We start from the raw sequence: 22,908 nt of genomic DNA on the forward strand, positions 1-22,908 counted from the left end.
TGGAGTGCAGGCGGCGACTTCTGCGGGAACAGCGCGAGCGGAAGCACTCGGACTGAGCGAAGCGAGGGAGAAGGCTGGAGCCGTGCCCGCGAAAAGCGTCCGCCGGAACGGAATCAACGGCTACGAGAAAAAGCGAGGACAGGAACGAATTTCGTTCCTGTCCTCGCTTTTCTGTGCATAAGTGGACTTTTTCAGTGCCCTCGCCTGAGCAATTTCCTTTTTGTCTGAACTGGGCCTACTATATGTCCCAGACTGTTGTTATTTTAAAGTTCTTTTGGTGTTACGGCAAAAATTGGTGCAATATCTTCTTTATATTGTGCCTCTTCTTCATTCAATAAAATATGGATTGCCCCGTGATCACGAGATGTTCGGATTAGACGTCCCATACCTTGTTGTAAACGTAAAAGCATAAACGGTAATTCCACTTCCACAAATGGATCATCTGCAAATGAGCGTTTAGCATCAAATAATGGATCATTTGGAGGGAATGGTAGGTCGAAAACAATGACACGCGTCAATGCTTCCTCTGGTAAATCTAAGCCCTCCCATAGATGATATGAACTCAATACTTCCAGTTTACCACTTTGGAAATCACGTACTAGTGAGGATAGCTCATAATCGCCTTCGAAGCCGTAGCGATGTAATTGATCCGCAGGGACTTCTTCTTTAAAGGCCTGCATCGCTTGATTCGATTTGAATAGCAATAGCGTTTGTTCAGGATTTGAATCCAATAGTTCAAGTACGCGTGCTGCTTTTTCTTTTTGCTCAAGATGATGCAAATTGATGCTCATTACTTCTTCATAGTCAAATGGTGATTCCACAGAAAATGAATCATATTTTTTTATACCTAAACTATAGGCAATATAACTAAAATCTTTATTAATCGATAATGTAGCAGATGAGAATACATATGGCATTTTCTTAGAAAATACTTTTTGTTCTAATACTTCCGTAATTAGATGCGGCATAATAACAAGTGTTTCTTCGCCATCTGTTTCTTCTAACCAATCAACTGCATCGCCCTCAGAAACAAAAATACGCATTGCTGCTTCATACTGATCTAAGAATTCTTCACCCATGCGTAATTCATACTCTGGAATCACAAACATTTGTGATTCAAAAACAAATTCTTCCATTAGACGTTCAATAGTACTCACAACTTCTTTACCTAAGCTAATAAGTTTTGGACTCTTCGTAATACGTTTACGATCTTCATCGGATTCGATAACATCTTCACGCAATTGATCAAAGAATAATTCATGATCATCTTGAAGTTTCTCCATTAGATTCAATGTCACTTCACGTAAACCATCAACCATTAAACGCTCCAATAATTTGACGATTGTATAATCTTGAATTTTATTGGTCATCGCTTTTTGAGCTGCGTATTCCAAAAGATGCCCTTCATCAAATACCATCATTGAAACTTCTGGTAATAGTGGTAGTTGTCCTTCACGTTCACGTGATTCTTTTGTAGCTGTATGTTCCATAAAGAAATCCTGCGAACAAATAATTAAATCTGTCGAATCACGATAATTTTGACGGTGTAAAGTTTGACCGCAACGATTGCGTACATCACAAACTTGACACTGTTGAATTTGATTGTAATTAACATAGCTCCACTCTTCATCCGAAATGGTTGGATAATCGCTACGCGCTCCATATAACTCAAGTGATCCTACTCCATATACACCATCTGGAATAGACATCGCAATTTCATCTAAATATTCACCATCATTAAAGCGTTCTGCTTCTTCATAACGTTTTAAACATAAATATTGATCACGTGATTTTGCTAAACGCACATCAATATTCAAGTTCAACATTTTTTGCAGTTTATAGATATCGCCGCCCTCTTTTACAAGTTGGTCGATTAATGTTTCATCTGCACATGCAATCAATGCCGGCTTTCCTGTATAGCGCGCATACGAAATAGCTGGTAATAAATACGCAATTGTTTTTCCCGTTCCTACTCCTGCTTCTGCAAAAAGAACAGATTTATCTTTTAATACTTTTTCGATTTGATAAGCCATAAAAATTTGCTCATCTCTACACTCTAAGCCTTTATCAGGTAATTCATCATAAAGGACATCGCCCATCCAATCGCCTAATGATTCGAAAAATGATTTTTCTTTTGATAATTCAAATGGTAGTGATTGTCGCATATTAATTGCCCCTCTCCAAGTTCTTTCTGTGACATGAAAAATCGGAAGATGTCGCCTACATCTTCCGTTGTCAATCATTCATTTTTACTTAACGTTTTGGACGTTTACCCCAGAATTGATAGAAATCAGTACGGATAAAACCATTGAATAACTTACGTTTTTTAGTTGTTCTACGACCGTATAAGTTTTCAAAGTTTTCCATTGAAGATAACATATAAACGGACCATGATGGGTATTTTTTCATCATATCACCTAAGCCCATAATCATATCTTCGATTTCTTCGACCTCACCTATTCGCTCACCGTATGGTGGATTACCGATCATTACGCCATTTTCAGCATATGTCGCGAAATCCAATACTTGCATTTGTTTAAATTCGATAACATTACCGAATCCTGCTTCATCCGCATTTTTTTGAGCGATTTCAACCATTTTATGATCAATATCTGTTCCAACAATGTCCAAAAGTTGATCGTAATCCGCTAATTTGTCTGCTTCATCACGTACTTCTTCCCACATTTCTGGTTTCATAAAAGGCCAGTCTTCACTAATAAATTCTCTATTATAGCCTGGTGCAATATTTTGACCAATCATCGCCGCTTCTAGAGCAATTGTTCCTGAACCACAAAATGGGTCAACGAAAGGACGATTTGGCTTCCATTTCGTAATATATACTAAAGCTGCTGCTAACGTTTCTTTTAATGGTGCTTCACCTTGGTCCATACGATATCCACGTTTGTGTAAACCTGTACCAGAAGTATCGATTGTTAACGTAGCAATATCATTTAAAATAGAAATTTCTATTTTAAATTTAGGACCAGTCTCCTCTAAAAAACCTAAACGCATATACGATTTTTTCATTTGTTCAACGATTGCTTTTTTAGTGATTGCCTGACAATCCGGTACGCTGAATAAAGTAGATTTTACTGATTTGCCCGATACAGGAAATTCTGCATCAACTGGTAAAATATCACTCCATGGTAAAGCTTTAACACCTTCGAATAGTTGTTCAAACGTGCGTGCACGGAATGAACCAACGACGATTTTAACGCGATCAGCTACTCGTAACCATAGATTGGTACGTGCAATATCACGTTCATTTCCTTCGAAGTATACTTTGCCGTTTTCTGTTTGTGTTGTATATCCTAATGCCTTTAATTCATCTGCTACGATTCCTTCAAGTCCCATAGCAGATGTTGCTACTAAATTATATGTTGTCATGCTTATTTCCCTTCTATTTCCAGTTTCCAAAACTCTAAAAATGCCAATGCTTCACATATTGGCAACGGTTTAGAATAATAATATCCTTGAATCATATCACAGCCCATTCCTTGAAGCAATTCAACTTGCTCCAATTGCTCCACACCTTCTGCAATTACTTCCATATGCAATCGGTGTGCCATTTGAATAATTGCATCAACCACCGCCTGTTTCTCACTAAGTGACGTCACTTGGCGAATAAAGCTCTGATCAATTTTCAAATAATTGAGTGGGAATTGGACGAGATAGGATAGTGACGAATAGCCTGTTCCAAAATCGTCAATCGATAATTTAAAGCCTAATTGCTTTAATAACACAAGTTTTCTCGTCGTTGTTTTTTCATTATTCATAATTGTACGCTCTGTCAGCTCTAATTCAAAGCTACGTGGTGAACAATTATTGTTTTCTAATAGCTTTAATGTCGATTCTATGAAGTTATCTTGATGAAAATGAAGACTTGAAATATTAATAGCAATTGTTAAATGCCCATATCCTCGCGCTTCAAGAGCAAGCCAATCTTTACAGGCTTGATCAATAATTAATTCACTTAATGGAATAATCAAGCCTGTTTCCTCAGCATATGGAATAAAATCCGCTGGTGACACAAAGCCCAATTGATCGTTCTTCCAACGCACAAGTGCTTCAAAGCCAGTAATTATTTTCTTTTTCGCATTGACCTTGGGCTGATAGTGCAATTCGAACGCTTTACTTTTTATTGCTTGGCGTAATTCATGGTCCAATACAATGCTACGATGCGTATCTAACTTCAGGTCTTCAAAGAAAAAGGCAAATTGATTACGACCATTTTCTTTGGAGTATTCCATTGCTTTAACTGCTTTATTGATAAGAATTTCTGTGTGGTCACCATCATTTGGGAACAGACTTATGCCCAATGATGCCGTGACATATAAGTTATGCTTTTCAATAATAAATGGTTCTTTAAATAGTTCAATTATTTTTTCTGCTTGTTTTACAGCATCTTGAGGTTGATGAATATGCGTCATTGTAATAACAAATTCATCGCCACCATAACGAGCTAATATGTCACGATTTCGAATAAAAGGCGTCAATCGCTCAACAACTTCTACAAGTAACTGGTCACCTATTGAATGTCCAAGTGATTCATTAATTTGTCCGAAGCGATCTAAATCTAAAAAAATGAGGGCATGTTGGAATTTGTTTTTTTTTGAAGTAGCTAATAATGTTTCCATACGTTTGGCAAATGCATAGCTATTGACTGTACCAGTGAGCATATCTGTGTTCGTGCGTTTTTTTATCTCACTCTCCGCAGATTTTTTCTCTGAAATGTCTTCAAAGATCCCACAATAGCTTGTCGTCTCGCCTTTATCATTTACAACTGCAATAATCGTCAACCATTCCGGGTAAATATCACCTGTTTTTCTTCGGTTCCATATTTCACCTGACCAGCTGCCTGTGCTATAAATTTGTTGCCACATGTCCGTGTAAAAATTTTTTTCATGCATTCCAGACTGCAATAAATGCGGTTTAGAGCCAATTGCTTCTTCAGCGGTATAACCGGTAACAAATTCAAAGGCCGGATTGACTAATAAGATTTCTTTGTTTACGTTCGTAATCATAATACCTTCATTTAAATTACTAAAAATCGTATCAATTAGTTCCTTATTATTCAAACCATTTTCTGCTGCTAGCCATTTTTCAATGCCACTTATTTTTCCCATTCACAACGCTCCATATCTATATAAGGCTGTTATATTTCATCTAAAAGAAAGGCTCTCCAGTAATTAGGAGAGCCTGACTAGTCATTTTATATACATCATAAGGAAATATAAGCCATGTTTTGTACCCTTCGTACTCAAACGACAATAATTGCCTCGTACTACTGTGGGTAGTAATCATCTATCTATGCATATGCAAGCATATACATCTCTCCATCCATTCATTTACTTCAGGAGAACGCCCCTACCATAATTTGGGTTGCTCACTCGTGGGGTTTACCTCGTTCCAGTTTATAAGTTTCCTTATAACATTCGTCTCTGTGGCACTTTCAGAAAGTGTCACCCTTATCCGAAGACTTAGGGCTTCCTCCCGCCGTTAGCATTTCAGCTACCTCCGCTTATGACTTCGCGAAGCACGAACACTACGGTCATCTCAGAACCGTGCGAGCATGGACTTTCCTCAACAACGTCAAGCGTTGCAGCGATTACTCATTCACTTATTGATGCTCTGTATAGTATATGCCCAAAATGACAATTTTTCAAGGGCTACAGCTTTTTTTATGAAAAACTGCTTTTAATCGTATAATTTATCACCAAAAACATGTTTTTCAAGGTTTGCGATACGTTTTAAAATATCGTAATTTGTAGCACCTGTTGCAGTCGGTGCCACGGTAGTCGGACTTTCATAACCTCGACGATTACTTACCGCTTGTTCTAATTCTTGTTTCAACAATTGAATTTCTTCCTGTTTTTTCACGAGAACCTTTTCAAAATTTTCATAATCCGAAATAATTTCATCTAAAAACTGATCGACCTCATCTTGGCTATATCCGCGAATCCCCGTCTTGAAATCTTTATCTAATATTTTTTTACTTGATAGTTTAATGTCCATAATCATTGTCCTTTCACATGTAGATATAAGTATTTTTATTATAGCATAAAGCTTTTGAAAACATGACTAAATAAGGAGGTTGCTGACAATTATCTTTCCTTGCGCTTCAATCTTATATAGCGTTTTTCAAGCTGTTTGATTTTATTGATTTTTGCTTCTTTTTTCCATATAGCAGACATCTTTACTTTATTTAGCGCTTGCAATGTATACCGTTGTGCTGTTGCAATCTCACCTAGCTGATGTTCATATAACTTCGCAAGTTCAATGGACGCCTCCACTAACGGTCGTTCTTCTAAGTAGGGTAATGCTGCTAGCCAGTAGTGTGCTGCTTCACTAAATGCCCGATTTTTTTTCTTATCAAAAGCAAGTAAGTAGTTTGCCATGGCTGCTTCTTTCTCGCTATATTGATGCACTACACCCTCTAAAAGTTTCTGACCGCGTTCTTCCTGTTTTAAATCACTATACCATTTCCCAATATTTGTATGAACATTAGCACTATCTTTCGCCGCCGTTGAAAAGACAAGTTCAGTAGCCTGAATGAATAATGTAATCAATGATAATAAATCATATTCATTGTGGCGTAACACTTGAAATAACGAAGTTGATTCACCGCTACGCACTGCATCTAAATAGACGATTGGTGCCAAATATCCAGGCAGATCATCGACGCGATGAAAATCAAGCTTTGCTACTTCAATATTTGATAGTTTCATTCGGCTCAAATCATTTTTCCATATTCGTTTTGAAATATGAAACAAATCAATTTGATGATGCGTTCTAAGTGGGGGTAAAATTTGACGATTAAGTGTCCACCTTGTTTGAAGTTGTGGCCAATCAAAAGATTTCCCATTATATGTTATTACCGCTTTTTCACCTTGCCAAAACTTCGATTCCCATAAAAAAGCCGCCTCATTTGAAGGGTCCGCCAGTACATATTGCTTCAATGTAAAGCCCTCAGCACTTTCCTCTAATAACCCATTCAAAAAAATATGTGTGCCCACTCCTTTTAAACCTGTTGTTTCTGTGTCGTAAAACACAGGCATATCTTCAGAAGTTAGCTTAATTGGGTGGTCATCCTCATAATGATCCCACAGTGCTAGGGCTTCATAAAATTGACCTAACTTATATTTGCCATGCTGATAATCTAAACTGTAGTGGGTTTCCTTCAAAAATACTGTACCCAAATCATTTTGGAGTTGCTGTAAACCTGCTGAAACCCAATCTGCGCTATAAAACGGTTCCTGTGGTTTCTCAAAAGAAACTTGTTGTTCCTTTTTCACCGCATCAGTGGACGTTTTTTTTAGCAACTGTTTCATTTGTAAAATTTTTTTTTCGTAGGACATTACTTTATCAATTCCTCTAATAAAAATGATTGTAAAAATTGAATAACCTTATCCTTTGCATCGCCACTTTGATCTTGTGCACCTATACACGATGGGCAGCCAATTTGACAGGAACAAACCATCACATGTTCATAGACATGCTCAATTAATGGCTGCCATAAATCATAAATCCGTTCACTTAGACCAATACCTCCCGGGTAACTATCATAGATGAAAAACGTCGGTTTGCTATTGTGCAATGCCTTCACTTGCGGCACAACATGCACATCGCTACGATCTGACTGAATATAGAGTGGGATAAAACTATTCATCGCATACGCAACACCGAGCATTGCACCGTTCAAATCATCTTCTGTCCAATCGAGTGGTTGGTCAAAATTCATCCATGTACTCGATGTATGCATCTCTTCCGGTGGTAAATCAATTGGTCCTGAACCGATATTATCATGTGTATTAAAACGTATTTTTTTAAATATGGTTGCCGTTGCTAATGTCATAACATCACCATAGGATACAGTCGCTGCTCCAATTTTTTTTGTTTGATCTTCCGATATCACTTTTAACTCTACAGCTATATTTGCATCCGTAAAATAGTTGACATCAACCTCACGTACAAATGCTTTCTTCTCTTCCCAATCCAGTTTTTCAACTTGATACTGTGTACCTTGATGTATATAAATGGCTTCTTCATGTAATAAGGTCATGGCGCTGTAACGATCCATCTCACCAATGACATTTGCACTCCCCGTATTTGATGTATCGATAATAACGACATTTTCCTGCGAAGCTGAGCGTAGACTAATATTATGCGATGGAAAACTATCTGTCATCCAGTGCCATGTATCCGATGTTTTTAAGAGTATTTTTTCTTCCGTCAAATAGTCTAATAAATCTTTCACGTCAAATTCCGCATAATCCTCCCCTGCTTTAAAAGGTAATTCAAACGCTGCGCATTTTAAATGGTCCATCAAAATTAGCATATTATCTGGGTGAACACGTGCTTCTTCTGGTTTATTACCGAGTAAATAATTCGGATGTTGAATAATATATTGATCCAGGGCTGTTGACTGTGCGACGTAAATAATAAGCGCTTCATCTTGTCTACGTCCTGCACGCCCTGCTTGCTGCCACGCACTGGCAATATTACCAGGATAGCCAGTCATAATACAGGCTTGTAGTTGACCAATGTCGACACCCAGTTCGAGCGCATTTGTGGACACAACCGTTTTAATCGTGCCTTCGCGCAAACCTTTCTCAATTGCACGCCTTTCAGAAGGTAAATACCCTCCTCGATAACCACGCACTGATTCATCGTGAATTCTTTGCTTTGTCAATGATTTCAAATAAGTTACGAGCATTTCCACCCGCACTCGGCTTTTTGCAAAAATAATCGTTTGTATTTCTGCTTCATATAATTTTTTTGCTAGATCTTTCACTTCTAAAATTGCACTCCTACGGACACCAAAAGTAGGATTCACAATTGGTGGGTTATAGAATAGGAAGGTTTTCTTTCCAGAAGGTGCACCATTATCATCGATTAACTCATGTTGCACATGCGTTAGCTTCTCCGCGAGTTCCTTTGGATTTTGAATTGTGGCAGATGTGCAAATGAATAGTGGATTGCTCCCATAATAACGACAAATTCTTTGAAGTCGTCGCAATACATGGGCAACATGGGAACCAAATACTCCCTTATACGTGTGTAGCTCGTCAACGATAATAAATTTCAAGTTTTCAAAAAGAGAAACCCACTTTGTATGGTGTGGCAAAATACCAGCATGCAACATATCCGGATTCGTCATAACAATATGTCCCGCTTTTCGCACCTTTTGACGAATACCGGGTGCCGTATCGCCATCAAATGTATAGCTCAAAATTTCTTCATCCATTGCTTCGATCAAGGTATTCATCTCTGTTTTTTGATCCTGTGCAAGTGCCTTTGTTGGAAATAAATAGAGCGCTCGTGCTTCCTTATTTTGCATAATCGTCTGTAAAACGGGTAAATGATAACAAAATGACTTACCCGATGCTGTTGGTGTAACGGCAGTAAACGATTGACCGTTCATCGCAAAGTCAAACGCTTGACGTTGGTGACAATATAATTGATTAATATTGCGCGCTTGTAGCGCTTTAACAATGGAAGGATGTAGGTCTTCGGGAAAATCTGCATAGGTAGCCGGCTTTTCTCCTATCACTTTGACATGCTGTACGCGGTTTTGCATGACGGCATCCGATTGCCAAGCTGCTAGCAATTCCGCAACTGTTTTACGTTCTCTAATCATCTTGAATTTCCTCATTCAAAAAGCGTAAATATGTTTCACATGTATATTTAACCGACTGAATCGATTGATAAAATCTTTTTTTACTCGTTTTTTGATAAAAGGATTGTACGACAAACTGTTCGATGGCATCGCAAGCATTATTAATTTGAACCATATGAATCCACTTTGGGCGATTTTCTATAATATATTGTTGCGACAAATCTTGCCACTGCTTTAATTTTTCTTGGATGTGATCGGCATAGGGTTTCACCTCTTGAAAGAAGTCTGGTTCTAAGTTTTTCTCTCGCATCATCATGAAACGCTCCCAACTTATATCACATTCCTTGTAAAGCTCTGTTGTTATTTGTTTAAGCATTGAAAGCACCTCCCTATTAATCTATAGTTCTATATTAGCAAATTAAGGTCGATTACACTACATAACAACACGAACGAATATTCTTCTTTTGTTCACAAATTCAAGCGTAGCAAGACCTTTTTATTGCTCAAGTATTTGCAAAAACAAGTCGTTACTGCTAATATCTTTTGGTAGTCTTTTTATTATAGATGCGTTCGTAACATGCTTTTCAGTAGAAATTGCATGTTTTTAATATGGTATGATAATAGCCAATGAGGTGGTAAAATGACGATTCGCTATCCAAATGGTCGTAAATATACGCCCATCAAGCAGGATGCACAACCTATAAAAAAATCGACACCAAAGGATTTATCCTTTAGTAATCGCGGTAAAAGCTTAGAAGACGAGATTGATGAAGCCAACAGTTTTTATTTAACACGACAACTTGCAGTCATTCATAAGAAACCTGTTCCTATTCAAATCGTCAATGTAGAATATCCGTCACGAAGTGCGGCAGTTATTCGAGAAGCATATTTTAAAACGCCTTCAACAACGGATTATAATGGTGTGTACAAAGGACGCTATATTGACTTTGACGCGAAAGATACGAAAAATAAAACATCCTTTCCATTAAAAAATATTCACCCCCATCAAATGACGCATATGCGTGCAGCAGTCGAACATGGTGGTATTTGTTTTTTACTCGTAAGATTTTCAACATTAAACAGGTATTTTGTTTTACCTTTTGACGTTGTCGATTCAACTTGGCATGACATGGAAAATGGCAGTAGAAAATCAATTCCACTCGAAATCTTTGAACAACAAGCAATTGAAATTAAAGTGGGTTATATTCCTCAGCTGGATTATTTAAAGGCAGTAGCCGCTTTGCTTCCGTAATACGAAGTAAGAAAGAGAGGGAATTTCATTGGATAAACGATACAATTCTCGAGAAGAACGTAGAAGAATGGAAGAATTAGAGAAAAAAAGAGGCAATCGAAAATCATCTAAGGGGAAAAAAAACAAGCCGAAGAAATCTTGGTTCAAACGCATTTTCTTAACTGCTCTTACGCTTGGTATGATTTTACTAATAGGTGGTGGTAGTCTTTTTGCTTACTACGCTTTCACTGCGCCCAAACTCAATGAGGAAACACTAAAAGACCCTGTATCATCAAAATTCTTTGATATAAATGGGAAAGAGTTTTATTCGATGGGTACAGAAGAACGCGATCATGTTAGTTATGAAGATATTCCACAAGAAATGATCGATGCGATTCTTTCTACGGAAGATTCACGATTCAACTCCCATCATGGCATTGACTTTTATCGCCTAGGTGGTGCTGTTTTAGCCAACTTCAGAGATGGTTTTGGCGCACAGGGAGCAAGTACATTAACGCAACAAGTAATTAAGAACTCCTTTTTAAATAATGGTAAAACATTAAAACGTAAAGCACAGGAAGCTTATTTATCGCTTCAGCTTGAACGCGAATATTCTAAAAATGAGATTTTTGAAATGTATTTCAACAAAGTATTAATGAGTGGTCGTATTTATGGCTTTGGGACTGCATCACAGCATTTTTATGGCAAGAGCTTAGATAAGTTAACATTACCTCAAATGGCTCTGTTAGCAGGTATGCCACAATCACCCAATAACTATAATGCTTTCAAAAATCCAGAACTCGCTGAAAAACGACGGAACACTGTATTAAAACTTATGTACAACAACAAAAAAATTACAAAAGATGAAATGGATGCAGCGATGAAGGTCAGTGTGAAAAAAGGCCTGTTACCTGAAAGTAAACGTGTCGCACGCAGCAGTTCAAAATATGATGCTTTCGTGGATGTTGTATTAAAAGAAATCGCTGAAAACAAAGATGAAAAAGCACTAGAAGAAGGCGTTAGCGTCTATACAACACTTGATCCTGAAGCGCAGAAGATTGTCGAAAAAACAGTTAATAACGATGCAAACTTCCCTACAAAAACAATTGAAACAGGTATTTCTGTAGTCAATACGCAAAATGGGGAAATATCAGCAATCGGAGGCGCACGTAATTACGGACCTGAGCGAGGCTTCAACTTTGCACAAGCTTTAAAAACACGTCAACCCGGTTCAACGATGAAACCGATTATGGATTACGGTCCTGCAATAGAAAATCTTAAATGGAGCACTGGTAAAATCATCAATGATTCACCGATGACCTATTCTGGTTCTTCACAACAAATTAATAACTACGATAATAAATTCCGAGGAAATATTACAATGCGCGAAGCTTTATACAACTCACGTAATATTCCTGCGATTAAAGCATTCAAAGAAGTCGGTACTTCTAAAGTAAAAGACTTCATCGGTAATTTCGGCATCACGCCGGATGAACTGTATGAATCAGACGCAATCGGTGGTGGTAATGTCAATCTGTCGCCAATTGATATGTCTGGTATTTATGCTTCATTTGGTAATAATGGTATTTACATTAAACCACATGCGATCAAAAAAATTGTCTATCGTGATGGTAATACAGCTAAAACCTATACGCCTGAGCCAAAAGCTGCGATGAGTGACTACACCGCGTATATGCTTACAGATATGATGCGTGATGTAGTAAGTTCAAAAGCTGGTGCATCAGGTAGTTTAGCAGCCGTTTATGGCGTTGATATTGCCGGTAAAACAGGGACAACTAACTACACTGCAGAACAATTAAGAGAATATAATTTACCGGATGGTTCTGTACCAGATTCTTGGTTTGCTGGTTACTCGTCGAAATATTCAATCTCAGTTTGGACAGGTTATGCTAAACGTTCAAATGGTATTTCAACACCACCTGAGCGTCAGTTAGCTCAAAATCTATTCCGGAATATTATGACGCAGATTTCAGCTGGTAAAAATACGCCTAGCTTCGTCAAACCAAATTCTGTGATCCAGTCAGGCAATGAACTATTTGTACGCGGAACACAGGTACCGGCTACACCAACACCGGAAAAAGAAGATAAAGAAGAAGATAAAACAGTGGCAGCTCCAACTGGCTTAAATGCGACCTATAATGCGGATGCTAAATCTGTTTCTCTCTCATGGAATAAGAGTTCAACAGATGGTGCAAACTATCGTATTGCTGTAAATGGCAAAGCCATCGGTTCTACCGAGGGAACAACGGCATCTTATAATGTGCCACAAGATGCCACTTCATTGACCTTTACAGTTGTTGCTGTTGCGAATGGTAAGACGAGTGCTGCCGCTTCTGCCACAGTGAAAATTTCTACTGTACCTACAGAACCAGAAATTGACGAACCTGAAACAGAAACACCCGTTGAACCTGAAACGGAGACACCTAAGCCCGAAACAGAAACACCTAAACCTGAAACGGAAACACCTAAGCCCGAAACAGAAACACCTAAGCCCGAAACAGAAACACCCGTTGAACCTGACGAACCCGAAACAGAAGAACCTACAAAAAAACCACAGGGTACGACAAATAATGGAACGACAACTAATAAAAATGATGATGAAGTCACAACCTAACAATACTATAAAAAACACGATGAAACTTTTCTTCTCGAAAAGTACTTCATCGTGTTTTTTTCTTATGTGATTTACTTAAGTAATGAATCAACTCGTATTTCTCGTACTTTCTAATGACCAAGCTATAGTCCACCTGAATTTTGTAGCAGTTGCCGCTGGATCTAACAGCGATTTAGAAAGCGTTTCATTACGTGATTCTTTCACAGTATTTGCTTGGAACGAGCGAATACAAGCACAATCATGATGTAAAATAACCAGTATTCGCTAATCGAACGAATACTGGTTGGTTACTATTTTTTGAGTCTTAAGCGTGCACAGCGTTTTTTTGTTTCAATAAATAATTCATCTAATTGTCTATAACAAGCATACTGTCCTGGTTTTTTATCAATAAAAGCTAGTCTTTCCATCGCATTGATTGGTAACAGCTCATACTGTTGCGTAGTATCAAATACGTTGGAATCAGATGCTTCAGCTATAAATTGCTTATACAACAGAATGCCCGCTTCCATCATCGTACCTGCTGAACGATCACGTCTCTTATGTGCCGCTTCTATTTGTGGTTGCAATCCCCCCCACTGTTCTAGCCATTTATCTACCCTATCTTTAGTAATAGCCTCTTTCATACATACAATCATTGATTTACTAACCCCTTTTTAAGTCGTTTTTGCCCTTCGCGACATGTTCCAAGTAATGGGCAACTATCACAATTAGGCTTTTGTGCCTTACAAAAATAACGACCAAAAAAGATTAGTTGATGATGTGCCTTTGACCAGCGTTCAACCGGTGTTTTTTTCATGATTGTTTCTTCTACTTGCATAACATTATCCTTCCAACGACATAAACCTAAGCGCTTTGTTACACGTTCGACATGCGTATCAACAGCCATTGCCGGTACACCAAAAGCTACTGATAAGACAACATTGGCTGTTTTACGACCAACGCCTGCTAACGTAATTAACTCTTCTCGATCAGCTGGAATTTCTCCATTGTAGACATCTATTAATCTTTGACATAATTTTTGAATATTATTCGCCTTACCACGATATAATCCAATAGAACGTATATCCTGTTGCAATTCTTCTAAGGAAACAGCTAAGTAATCTTCCGGTGTTTTATATTTTTGAAATAAATTTTTCGTTACTTTATTGACGAGGACATCGGTGCATTGTGCCGATAATAATGTCGCAATTGTTAATTCGAAGGCATTGTCATGCACCAGCTCACAATGAGCGTCTGGATACATACGATCCATTTCGTCTAAACAAGCCAACCATTGTTTTATCGTTAACATTATTCCCTCTCCTCTAACCAATTGTAAAACGGTGGTTTTTTCGTAGTTTGCGACATATCTGCAGCATTAATACCTGCTACAGGCTTCACTGTATGCTCTCTAAAATTTTTAGATTGCTTCATCGCTTCTTTTGATGTTTTCACATTTTTCTTTTTCCACTCAAATAAAATTCGATCAATATATTTCAAATTAATCTTATCGCTTAAAACAGCTTCTTTTAAAGCTTGGCGAATAAGTTCTGGTGAATGTTGATCTTGATCAAGCCACATGGCCACCATTTCAATTTCAATAGGTGACAATAAACGTCCAAATTCCTGTTCAAACATTTGGAAAAGTTTTCCTTCGTTTAGATGATCCTGTTTTTCTTCTTTGACGATTTCTTCCGTCTGATCACAATCCAATAAACGCATCCATACTGGGTATAAACTCATTTTTTCATATAATACATTATTTTGATTAACGCCCTGTTGTATATCTACAAAACCTTTTTTCAATAATGCTTGTAAACAAAACATGACCTGTTGCTCGGGAATATCCATGCGTATGGCAATATCCGTATGTGAAGGGAAATCAATTCCTTGTTCGATAAATGAATGAATTTGCAATAATAGCATCGCTTCTTCATCTGAAATTTTTAGTTTTTTATAATATTTGAAAAATAATTGTGGAATGGCTACATTCCCACTACTAATCCATACTTGGAGCCTTTCTTTATCTGATTGCATCGCTATATGACTCCTCCTCTTTCTCAAGCTTCAGAGTGTATTATACCATCTTTAGATACGAGAGACATGGAGAAACACTCACATTTCACTTCCGACATTCAACAGGTTATATTTCACTTTATTTTGTTGATTTTTCAATAAAAAAAGGCATTATATAACGTCTCTCAACGTCATACAATGCCTTTATAATAAATCGAAATATTATTGAGCGCTTAATCCACCATCAATAACAAATTCAGAACCAGTTGAGTAGCTTGAATCATCAGAAGCAAGGAATACGATCATATTCGAAACTTCTTCTGGTTGAGCTACACGTTTAAGTGGAATATGTTTTGCGAATGCCTCAACCTGTGCTTTAGTATCTTCTTGAACAACCATTGGTGTTGCGATAACACCTGGGTGAACTGAGTTTACACGGATGCCGTAGTTAGCGCCTTCCATAGCAGCCGCTTTTGTCATGCCACGTACAGCGAATTTAGTATCTGTATAACCAATTGCACCAGCAACTAAGCCATTTAATGATGAAATATTTACGATTGAACCATTCCCAGCTTTTTGCATTGAAGGAATAACTGTTTTCATTCCTAAAAATACGGAAACTTGGTTAATATCAACAATACGACGGTACTCTTCTTCAGTCGTTTCTAAAATTGATTTAGCCATTGTAATACCCGCATTATTTACTAGTACATTTACAGGTCCGAATGTTTTTTCAGCTTCAGCAACTACTGTTGCCCAATCAGCTGCACTTGTAACATTTTGTTTTACAAAAATAGCATTTTCACCTAATTCAGTTGCAAGAGCTTGCCCTTTTTCTTCATTTAAATCAGTCATTACTACTTTTGCGCCTTCTGCAACAAATTTGCGTGCGTGAGCTGCGCCCATTCCTTGTGCCGAACCTGTGATAATTGCTACTTTACCTTCTAAACGTGCCATAATAAAATTCCTCCTTGATTAATATAACTTGAATATTTAACAATAAATTGTTTAACGTTAAATATTCTATCGCTATAAATTTAACCATTATTTTAATATAAGTCAAACAATATGTTCAGTCTTTCACAAATAAAATCTTCCTTTTCACTAATTACCGTATTCCTATATTTCAAAACATACCTCATTACTTGATATTTTCCATTTTCAGAAATATTTTTTAGAATAAAAATTTAGAATAAATTTAAAGAAAATTATTCCATTAATGTATTTTTGTATTAGTATAAATGATAAATTTAAATTCTTTTATACCACTTATTAATAATAAAACACTTTATCAGAATATTTAAATTATATTATTGGGTATATATATGCATCGAAAAACAGCTTTTAGTATGACTAAAGACTTAACTACAAAGGAATATTATGCTATGTTTATAGATGTAAATAAAAGATTTTATAGTATAAAGGAGAAAAAAATTGAAAAAACTATCTTTAAAAACAAAAAATATACTGTTCGCATCTGTAATCACAATTGTTGTTGCTTTAATTATCACAACAATTAACTACTTCATGAGTATGAATGCCACGGTTAATCGTTTAACAACTGTCTCACAAGAAACAGTTGCTGCTTGGTCTGAGGATATAAACTCGAAAAACGTCGAAACAATTATGGCAACAAAAGATGACAAATTACAAAAAGAAATGATTGCACACTTTGATCGCTTAAGTGAGTACCAGCCACAGGTTGCTCAAGGTTACCTTTTTGGTACTGAATTAGTTGACGGTGCTGGTACTAGCGTTATTTCGGGTCCACAATCGCTCATGGATGATTTTGCCAAAGGTGATTTACATGTTGGCGATATTTACACGCAGCCTAAAGTAATTGCAAATGCAATTACAGAAATGTTAGCTACAAAGAAACAAACGATTTCTGAGATTTATTCAGATGATTTTGGTACATATCTGACGGTTTTGAAACCTTTAATCAACTCAAATGGTGAAATATTTGCGTATTATGGCGTAGATTTTGATGCTGGATCGTATTTAAATGGCGAATATAAAAAAATCAAAACTACCATTCTTATTCTAATTGTTTTATTAGCTATTGTTTGTGCAATTCAATATTTATTTATGACAAAATTATTTAAACCAATTGGTCATATGCAAGAAAGTATGAAAGCCATTACAGCTGGTGACTATTCTGTGCGCTTAAAAGAAGGCGATGATGAACTTGGTCAACTGTCTCACGAGTTTAATACGTTAACGAAAACAATAGGTGGAATGCTTGATTCAATAAAAGAAACTTCTATAGAAACAAGCCTTCGTGCTAATGAATTATCTCGTGAAACAGATGAAGTTGAACAAGGTCTACAACAAATCACAACGAATGTTCAACAAATGTCTCTACGAATGAATGATCAAACAGAGTCTACCAGTGAAGTACTTGTTTCGGTGCAAGAACTCTCTAAAACGGTCGACTCCATTACTAATAATGTGATGAATGTGAGTGAATTATCTATCACAACAGAAGAGCATGCAAAATCTGGTACTGACTCTATCGAACATTTAAAAAATCAAATGCTTAAGTTGAGTAATTCATCACAAAAATCCGAAAAAAATATTTCCTCTTTAAAACAACGATCAGACGAGATTAATAGCATTGTACAACTAATTACTGACATAGCCGATCAAACTAATTTACTCTCGCTAAACGCAGCAATTGAAGCGGCTCGTGCGGGTGAACATGGTAAGGGATTTGCAGTAGTAGCCGATGAAGTGCGTAAGCTAGCTGAACAATCCTCAAAATCAGCAAATCAAATAAGAGGTCTTATCCAAGATGTCCAACATGAAACAGATAAAGCAGTCCAATCCTTCCGTACGGAAGCAACCTTAGTAAATGAAAGTACATTACTAGTGGATGATATGGGTTCAACCTTCCGCGATATATTATCGCAAACAGCGAATGTCTCTAGTAGCGTTCAAGAAGTTTCTGCTGCACTGGAAGAAATCGCAGCTGAGAACGAAGAAATCGCATCAATTTTTGAACAACTAAGCGATACATCGACTGAAAATAATGATGCATTAGAAAAAATAACAACGAATATTGAAGGGCAACAAAATTCCTTTGAAAACATTGTTAATTCTACTAAACAAATGAACGACATTGTTTCTGAACTTGAACAATTAGTTTCAGAAGTAAAAGACTAAAAATAACACATGGCTCTTCAAGTAATATTGAAGAGTCTATTTTTAAAGAAGGAGCTATTTACAATGACAACTGAGTTACGACAAACCGCTTCACTAACTGAACTACTAGGGACGCAACCACTCCCTTTCACCTTGATTGATTATGAAAATACGCCCCTACATATATCACCAAGTATTAAAACAACCGCTTCACTGCGAGTATTAATAGCAAGCTACGCAAGTTTCCTACATCGTCAATCCAATGAAGCTACGATTGAATTTTCTATTCACTTAGAGGACCGTGTGAACTTATTTAACTATACCTTTACACCAGACAGCATTGTCGGTGATGTGTTAAGACAAGCTGATCTCGCTATGACAACAGTACTACCCGCCAACTACCCTGCACTTGCATTAACATTTGCTACTGGTCCGATTAGCAATGAATTTGCGTTAGCCCTTATTGTAGAAAATGACGCGCTATACTTCCAATCAACACCTGCCATAATCAACACCAAAAATGAAACTCTTTTTAACACGCATTTCGAAACATTATTAAACAGTTTTGACCAACTCAGTGAACTGCCGATTATGGCCATTCCTATTGTAACCGATGCAGAATTGGAGACGTACGCTCTACTGAATAATACCTCTTCATTATTTAATAATAGGCAATGTATGCATACTATTTTTAGCAATACAGCGAAAAAGCATCCACATAAAGCCGCTTTTTTATCAGTAGATCATACGATTACTTTCTCAGAATTGGATGAACAATCCAATTCTATCGCCAATTCACTCATCCATAAAAATATTATGGTTGGTGATTATGTTGCGGTCTATATGGAACGGAGTATCGACGCGATCATTGCGATGTTAGGTGTAATGAAAGCAGGGGCTGTCTATGTTCCTATTAGCCCTGATAACCCCCAAGAACGCAATGAATTTATTATGAATGACACACAAACTTCTATTATTTTGACAGATGACAAAACTAATTCACTTGCAAAAATAATTGCGCCACCCTTGGCAAAGGTTCTTTTATTAGAGCAGATTAAAAACGATTCCTTCACTAGACCAATAGTCGATGTTACTGCCCTAGATATAGCTTATATTATTTATACTTCAGGATCTACGGGACGTCCAAAAGGCGTTAAAATACCGCATAAGAGTATCGCAACTTTTGGATATGCAGAAACACAAATTTTCAATTTTTCAGCTGAAGATGTTCTCACACAATTCTATACATTGACCTTTGATGCTTCGATGCTAGAGCTTTGTCCTATGATTTTTTCCGGTGCCACTTTATATATGTTGTCTAAAGAAGAACGTTTAGATATTAGCCTTTTTGCTGCTGCAATCGACAAACATAATATCGTCGGTGTACCGATGGTGCCTGTCAGTGCCATGAAACAATATTCCTTATTTGCAACTGCTGAAGACAAAAAGAAAATGGCTCAATTACGCTATTTTGGTGTCGGTGGTGAGGCTTTACCTGCTGAAGTAGCAAGGTTATTTCAAAAATCATTTGGTCTTATTCCCCTCATAAATGTTTATGGTCCAACAGAATGTTCAGTACTAACTACAACATATCGTATTGACAAAATAGTTGAAAATCATATAACGAATATTCCAATTGGAACACCACTAAGTAATTATCGCGTCCATATTTTAAATGAGGCGCAGCAATACTGTCCTGTAGGTGTAGCGGGAGAGATGTATATTGAGAGCGAGGGACTTGCGGAGGGGTATTTAAATTTACCACTTAAAACCGATGAAGTTTTTGTGCATACAGCATATTCTTCCAATAAAATGTATCGTTCTGGTGATATTGTGCGACTAAGTAATGACGGATTATTAGAATTTGCTGGACGTAAAGATTCCCAAGTTAAAATACGTGGTTTCCGTGTAGAACTCGGTGAAATTGAGGACCACCTATTAAAAGCGAATCACATAGTAGATGGTGCAATTGTGACAACAGAATTACAAGGTGAGCTCACATTAATAGCATACTATCAAAAAGAAAAAAATTGTCAGTTGAACGCACATTCCTTAACAGCTGATTTAAAACAACAATTACCTAGTTATATGATTCCAAGTTATTTTATAGAAGTAGAAAATTTCCCATTATTACCGAGTGGTAAAATTAATCGAGCAGAGTTAAGCAACCGCCCTATTAAGAGTGAAAAGTCATCTAAAGTGATAAGCGTATCCAATGCTACAACACCTACTGAAAAAAATATCTCGCAAGCATGGTGTGATGTTTTAAACATTACATCCGTTGGTATTAAAGAAGATTTCTTTGAAATTGGTGGTCACTCTTTAAAAGTGCTAGCTCTCTTATCTAAATTAAAGAAAACATATCCGATTTTCAAAATAAATGATTTCTTTCAATATCGTACGATTGAAGAACTTGCAAATTATGCCGATCACGCTAACTTAAATACAATGGTCGAAAAAATCATGACGGTGCATACTGATTTAGTGGAGCACCCAATCTCACTTGGTGCAACAGCAACTGCGGCACACTATGAGCAACAACATATTTTATTAACTGGAGCAACAGGCTATTTAGGTGCTCATTTATTACTACAACTTTTAAAATCGACTAGCTGTACACCTTATATTATTGTTCGTGCTAAAAATAAAGCTGCGGGTCTTGCACGCATCATTGATACTTTACGTCAATACGATCATGATTTTGTTGAAAAAAACAGTGCTTTAATTAATAACTGTTCGATTATTATTGGTGATTTCACCCAAAAAAATATTGGGATGTCTTCAACGGATCTCCAATTTGTACGAACAACTATCCAAGCCATTATTCACTGTGGAGCAGATGTACGCCACTTTGGTAATAAAGAGCAATTCAAAAAAAATAATATTGAAAGTACTTCTTATTTAGCTGAATTTGCAAAAACTTGTACGAATGCTCGCTTCCACTATGTTTCTACTTTAGGCATTCAAGAAGATTTAGCTGTTGAAGGTAAATGGGATCCGTTCTTACAACAGGAAAAAATAACAGATGCTCCATTAATCGATAGTTTATATACAAACAGCAAATTGGAATCTGAAAAATTGCTCCAACGCTACTTCGATGATGGATTGCCGGTTACTATATATAGACCGGGTAATATTACATGCCAAGCATCTACTGGCATATTCCAAAAAAATATTGACACAAATGCAGTCTATCGCATGTTTAAAAGTTTTATTTTATTAGGTAAAGCACCTGATGTTTCTTTTGCAATGGACTTTACAATGGTTGATTATGCAAGTGAATTAATCACGAAACTTGCCCTTAACGATTCAACAGTTGGCGGAATTTACAATATATGTAATACAACTCAAATTGACTTTAAAGATGTGATCCAGCATTTTATCCAGTATGGATATACGATTGAATTAGTGGATGAATCTGAATTCATTCGCTTTGTTGGAGACGATACGCCCAAAAATATAGAAGGTGTAGAATTAGCAATGGCTGGTATTGAAGGCGATGGTGCAAAAAATTCACCGCTCGTGTATCGCTGTCCGCAGTCAACTAAATTTATGCAAGCTGAGCATTTAGTATGCCCACCACCTTCCGAAGCTTTTTTCACGAAAATGATTGATTATGCTGTCTCTATTAATTATTTCCCGAAACCAATCACATGCATTTAATTGCAACGCCGATTTCTTATAATCTGAATTTATATAGTAGGTTATTGCCTCTTCTTACGCAGCAAGAGAGAAAGTATATTCGGCACTATACATCATTTGAAAGAGCTTATGAATCCTTGATTGCTCGTATTCTATTCAAAAAAATTCTTGGTACTTCCAATATAGTATCTCTACCATCCGGACAACCCTATATAGCTGATCGAGCTTGTCATATTTCGATTGCTCATTGTGAAGGGCATGTATTAATAGCCATTGCTGATAAACAGGTTGGCATTGATATTGAACCGATTGATGATACACTACCAAAAGAATTATTTATGTCGCCTACCGAATTGGACCATTACAGTCATATCCCTACGACCATTTGGACAATGAAAGAAGCATATATGAAATTTTCTGGTCGTACACTCGATGTTATGGATCCACAAATGATTAGTTGTAAAATGAATAATCATCAGTGGACAATAACAGACTGCAGTATTGCCGTAACGGTTTTATACTTAGAACAATTAGCTATTGCCATTGTTTCAGAGAAGTTGGAACCTTACAGTTTTCAAGTAATCCCTGAAAAATACTTATAAGAGCTTATTCTCCAACGGTATTTAGCGTAAAAGCGACAAA

General features: G+C 36.9%; 17 protein-coding genes and 1 other RNA gene. 6 read left to right on the forward strand and 12 right to left on the reverse strand.

Translation table 11 applies throughout. The features are described 5' to 3' along the window. Positions 1-181, forward strand: a 181-nt coding sequence (locus DEX24_RS17380) for a hypothetical protein (RefSeq protein WP_211310123.1), incomplete at its 5' end; no start/stop codon positions are given. Positions 182-263: 82 nt separating this feature from the next. Here DEX24_RS17380 and DEX24_RS14435 read toward each other — a convergent pair. From DEX24_RS14435 to DEX24_RS14470, 8 genes are all read right to left on the reverse strand, one after another. Then, positions 264-2,165, reverse strand: a complete 1,902-nt coding sequence (locus tag DEX24_RS14435; RefSeq protein ID WP_109307125.1) for an ATP-dependent DNA helicase — start codon at positions 2,163-2,165, stop codon at positions 264-266. 88 nt (positions 2,166-2,253) lie between these two features. Further along, entirely contained in the window at positions 2,254-3,387 is a 1,134-nt protein-coding gene (locus DEX24_RS14440; protein WP_109307126.1) for a THUMP domain-containing class I SAM-dependent RNA methyltransferase, read from the reverse strand. 2 nt (positions 3,388-3,389) lie between these two features. Continuing rightward, on the reverse strand, positions 3,390-5,126 hold the full coding sequence (locus DEX24_RS14445; protein ID WP_109307127.1) for a putative bifunctional diguanylate cyclase/phosphodiesterase: 1,737 nt from the start codon (positions 5,124-5,126) through the stop codon (positions 3,390-3,392). 103 nt (positions 5,127-5,229) lie between these two features. After that, an RNA gene (gene rnpB / locus DEX24_RS14450) (RNase P RNA component class B) lies at positions 5,230-5,620 on the reverse strand. A gap of 77 nt (positions 5,621-5,697) precedes the next feature. Beyond that, positions 5,698-6,021, reverse strand: coding sequence for a cell division regulator GpsB (gpsB, locus tag DEX24_RS14455; RefSeq protein ID WP_170112960.1), 324 nt, complete (start codon positions 6,019-6,021; stop codon positions 5,698-5,700). An 83-nt stretch (positions 6,022-6,104) separates the two neighbouring features. Then, positions 6,105-7,358 (reverse strand): ribonuclease H-like domain-containing protein, encoded by a 1,254-nt coding sequence (locus DEX24_RS14460; RefSeq protein ID WP_109307129.1) that lies wholly within the window; start codon positions 7,356-7,358, stop codon positions 6,105-6,107. Then, a complete protein-coding gene (locus tag DEX24_RS14465; RefSeq protein WP_109307130.1) occupies positions 7,358-9,640 on the reverse strand; it encodes a DEAD/DEAH box helicase in 2,283 nt (760 codons plus the stop codon). Before DEX24_RS14465 ends, DEX24_RS14460 begins: the two co-directional genes overlap by 1 nt. Continuing rightward, entirely contained in the window at positions 9,633-9,995 is a 363-nt protein-coding gene (locus DEX24_RS14470; RefSeq protein ID WP_109307131.1) for a YppE family protein, read from the reverse strand. Before DEX24_RS14470 ends, DEX24_RS14465 begins: the two co-directional genes overlap by 8 nt. 264 nt (positions 9,996-10,259) lie before the next feature. Here DEX24_RS14470 and recU point away from each other — a divergent pair, with 264 nt between their 5' ends. After that, entirely contained in the window at positions 10,260-10,871 is a 612-nt protein-coding gene (recU, locus tag DEX24_RS14475; protein WP_109307132.1) for a Holliday junction resolvase RecU, read from the forward strand. Between the two features lie 28 nt (positions 10,872-10,899). Next, positions 10,900-13,485, forward strand: coding sequence for a transglycosylase domain-containing protein (locus tag DEX24_RS14480; RefSeq protein ID WP_109307133.1), 2,586 nt, complete (start codon positions 10,900-10,902; stop codon positions 13,483-13,485). A gap of 290 nt (positions 13,486-13,775) precedes the next feature. Here the strand turns inward: DEX24_RS14480 and DEX24_RS14485 are convergent, their stop codons facing one another. The 4 genes from DEX24_RS14485 to DEX24_RS14500 all read right to left on the reverse strand — a co-directional run bounded on the left by DEX24_RS14485 (position 13,776) and on the right by DEX24_RS14500 (position 16,437). After that, positions 13,776-14,120 carry a YpoC family protein gene (locus tag DEX24_RS14485; protein ID WP_109307134.1) on the reverse strand — a complete coding sequence of 115 codons (345 nt, stop codon included), beginning with the start codon at positions 14,118-14,120 and terminating at the stop codon, positions 13,776-13,778. Then, positions 14,117-14,776 carry an endonuclease III gene (gene nth, locus DEX24_RS14490; protein WP_109307135.1) on the reverse strand — a complete coding sequence of 220 codons (660 nt, stop codon included), beginning with the start codon at positions 14,774-14,776 and terminating at the stop codon, positions 14,117-14,119. Before nth ends, DEX24_RS14485 begins: the two co-directional genes overlap by 4 nt. Then, the gene (locus DEX24_RS14495) at positions 14,776-15,501 is read right to left on the reverse strand and encodes a DnaD domain-containing protein (protein ID WP_109307136.1); all 726 of its coding nucleotides are present in this window, start codon (positions 15,499-15,501) and stop codon (positions 14,776-14,778) included. Before DEX24_RS14495 ends, nth begins: the two co-directional genes overlap by 1 nt. 201 nt (positions 15,502-15,702) lie before the next feature. Then, complete coding sequence (locus DEX24_RS14500; protein ID WP_109307137.1) at positions 15,703-16,437, reverse strand: glucose 1-dehydrogenase; 735 nt, start codon at positions 16,435-16,437, stop codon at positions 15,703-15,705. Between the two features lie 477 nt (positions 16,438-16,914). Between DEX24_RS14500 and DEX24_RS17385 the strand changes: the two genes are divergently transcribed. The 3 genes from DEX24_RS17385 (at position 16,915) to DEX24_RS14515 (ending at position 22,868) form a co-directional block, all read left to right on the forward strand. Further along, on the forward strand, positions 16,915-18,645 hold the full coding sequence (locus tag DEX24_RS17385) for a methyl-accepting chemotaxis protein (RefSeq protein ID WP_109307138.1): 1,731 nt from the start codon (positions 16,915-16,917) through the stop codon (positions 18,643-18,645). 63 nt (positions 18,646-18,708) lie between these two features. After that, complete coding sequence (locus DEX24_RS14510) at positions 18,709-22,287, forward strand: non-ribosomal peptide synthetase (protein ID WP_170112961.1); 3,579 nt, start codon at positions 18,709-18,711, stop codon at positions 22,285-22,287. Further along, positions 22,278-22,868 (forward strand): 4'-phosphopantetheinyl transferase family protein, encoded by a 591-nt coding sequence (locus DEX24_RS14515; protein ID WP_109307140.1) that lies wholly within the window; start codon positions 22,278-22,280, stop codon positions 22,866-22,868. Before DEX24_RS14510 ends, DEX24_RS14515 begins: the two co-directional genes overlap by 10 nt. The last annotated feature ends 40 nt before the right edge of the window (positions 22,869-22,908 follow it).

This window comes from Kurthia sibirica, from assembly GCF_003143975.1.
In the GTDB taxonomy this organism is placed as follows: Bacteria; Bacillota; Bacilli; order Bacillales_A; family Planococcaceae; genus Kurthia; species Kurthia sibirica.